Origin of the sequence: Streptomyces sp. Ncost-T10-10d, from assembly GCF_900091955.1 — a bacterium.
Classification (GTDB): Bacteria; Actinomycetota; Actinomycetes; order Streptomycetales; family Streptomycetaceae; genus Streptomyces.
Map to the genome: position 1 here is coordinate 1 of NZ_FMDF01000096.1, position 2,353 is coordinate 2,353.

Genomic DNA, 2,353 nt, shown 5'->3' on the forward strand with positions numbered 1-2,353 from the left:
CAGGAGTGGGATCGAATCCCTGCCGGGGGCTGCCCAGTGCTGCTGCGTGGTGCTGAATTTCCTGGTCAGCGTCGCGCGGCAGACCGGCCGATCCTCCTCATGACGTCCCGTGCCGGACCGTCCGCTCACGCATCGCTCACGCGCGGAAGCTCGCGCTGGTGATGCTTGAGCGCTAGGTCAGAGCCGGCCGAGGTCGATCTCCACGGTGAAAGGAGCGGCAACTTTGACGACACCGGTGAACATGTCGCCGGTCCGGTAGCTCCTGGTCGCCGGGTCGAGGACGTAGGTGTAGATCAGCGGGACGCCGGTGGCGGCCTGCTCGATCCGCCAGTAGAAGGCGATACCGGCCTTGGCGTACTGGTCCACCTTCACAATCCGGTCAGTGGTCTCCGACCCCGGCGAGACGACCTCGGCCACCAGCAGCACGTGCTCGGGGCGGGTGGGTGTGACGTCGATGGTGTCCGCTCGGTAGACCACGACGTCCGGGCGGCGGTTGGTGAGCGGCACGTCCTGTAGGCGGACGTCGAAGTCCGTGTCGGCGTTCCAGTCCGGTCCGGCCGCGACATCCAGCGCGTTCGCCAGAATCCGGGCGAGGCGGTTGTGCCGCTTGGACGCACTGGGACTCACGACGACCATCCCGTCCACAATCTCGATCCCCGCACACTGCTCCTCGGACCAAGAGTCGTACTGCTCCGCCGTGATCTGCTCATGCATCCACGCAGGGGCCACCGTCTCGGCAGTCATGACGCTCCTCCCGGACATCCGTCGGGCGGGCCCGATCCCGCTGGAATCAGCGTACTGTCCCCGCGGGCCCCGGACACCGGACACATCATCTCTGGCATACGATCGCGGTCATCAAAGAGGCCGAGCGCGACGGCGTGGGGGAAGCCGGTCCAGAGTCCGTGCCGAACGGTGCTGATCCGTTGCGTGGCAGCGCGGATCCCGGTAGCGCATCCGCTCAAGCACCGCTCACACAAACGGCCCCGGATGAGGAGTCCGAGGCCGAACAAGGCGCCTTCCTGGGGAAGAAACCCCAGGTCAGCGGCTTGACGCTGTGTGCCCCCGGCAGGATTCGAACCTGCGACACCCGCTTCAGGAGCGAGGTGGCGCCTGACCTGCGTAACACGGACTTCGGCGCCTGCTGGCTTTGGCCCCCGCAGACAGCCGCAGTTCCCCGTGAGTCCCCGCCCGATCTGGCGCGGTTGTGGCACAGCGCCGCATCCCGGTGTTCCCCAAGTGTCGCTTCAGTCGCTGCGATCTCGGTGGGTGATCAGATCGGGGGCGGCTTGAGCATGCTTATCAAGAGCCCGTCGCATCTGATATCCGGTGTGAGCGGTGTCCTCGCCTACCGTGACACAGCGAGCGCGGCTCGGAGCATCCCCAGCCCACAGCAGCGACGTGCGCACGCACTCCTCACCGGCATACGCCAAGACCAAAGACGTCTCGACGGTGACATCACCCCGGTGGTACCGGACATGCATCACCAACGGATACGCGCCCTGACTCTGATCCACTTCCGGGCTGGCAAACCCCAACCCCTCCAGGGCGACGCCGAATCGGCTTCTGGCCTCAGCCACGAAGGTCTTTACCCGTATATCCACCCACCCAGTATGAGTCCACGATGAAGATCACGATGTGTGGCTGGATGTGCGACTCACCGATCAGTGTCCTGCATGCAAGCCGCCGAACTTTGCCAGCCGGCCTCATCCTTATCAGGGTCGATCGAGCCGGTCTCTCGACCTCACTCAACTCCGGCCGTCCCCCGGTCCGCCTGCCGCTGAGGTTCGGGGTCGATCGGCGCCGTTCGGGCTTGTTGGTGTCAGCTGCTGATGTCAGGCTCTACCGACCTGGTTGACAGACCTGCTGTCGGTCAAGCACCGCCTCATTGATGAGCTTCGCGACCACGCTCTCAAGGCGGAGAAGCGGCGGACATACTAGCCGCATGACCGCACAGCCACGGATCGGTTCCGTCTGGGCCCGGCGCTACCCGGACGCTCCGCAGCACGACTCCGACTTCCGGGTGACCGGGGTGTTCACCATAGGCACTGTCACCTACATCGAGACCGAGGAGATCGAAAGCGGCGCACTCTGCAGGGGACGTCTTGAACACATCCTTGAATACGCCAAGCCCGTCAGCGACTAGGCCCTCCACGACGTCGACACCGCACCCACGACCCCTCAACCCACCACTTCGCTGACGCATACCGAGGCGGACATCTCACGCGGCCAGTGGGAGGACCCGGACAAGGGGGCTGTCCCCTGCACCGAGTACGCCGATGCCTGGCTGCGGGACCGCAAGCTGGCCGACCGGAGCAGGGAGCGGAACGAGGCAGTGGTCCGGCTGCACATCACG

At 65.5% G+C, this 2,353-nt stretch carries 3 protein-coding genes; 1 reads left to right on the top strand and 2 read right to left on the bottom strand.

All coding sequences use genetic code 11. The features are described 5' to 3' along the window. Positions 1-177: 177 nt before the first annotated feature. Together GA0115254_RS14510 and GA0115254_RS14515 are read right to left on the bottom strand one after the other, a co-directional pair. Positions 178-744 carry a Uma2 family endonuclease gene (locus GA0115254_RS14510; RefSeq protein WP_093895690.1) on the bottom strand — a complete coding sequence of 189 codons (567 nt, stop codon included), beginning with the start codon at positions 742-744 and terminating at the stop codon, positions 178-180. A gap of 500 nt (positions 745-1,244) precedes the next feature. Beyond that, positions 1,245-1,601, bottom strand: a complete 357-nt coding sequence (locus GA0115254_RS14515; protein WP_093895691.1) for a hypothetical protein — start codon at positions 1,599-1,601, stop codon at positions 1,245-1,247. Between the two features lie 341 nt (positions 1,602-1,942). On the opposite strand from GA0115254_RS14515, the gene GA0115254_RS14520 reads away from it, so the two are divergent. Then, a complete protein-coding gene (locus GA0115254_RS14520) occupies positions 1,943-2,143 on the top strand; it encodes a hypothetical protein (protein WP_093895692.1) in 201 nt (66 codons plus the stop codon). Positions 2,144-2,353: the final 210 nt, after the last annotated feature.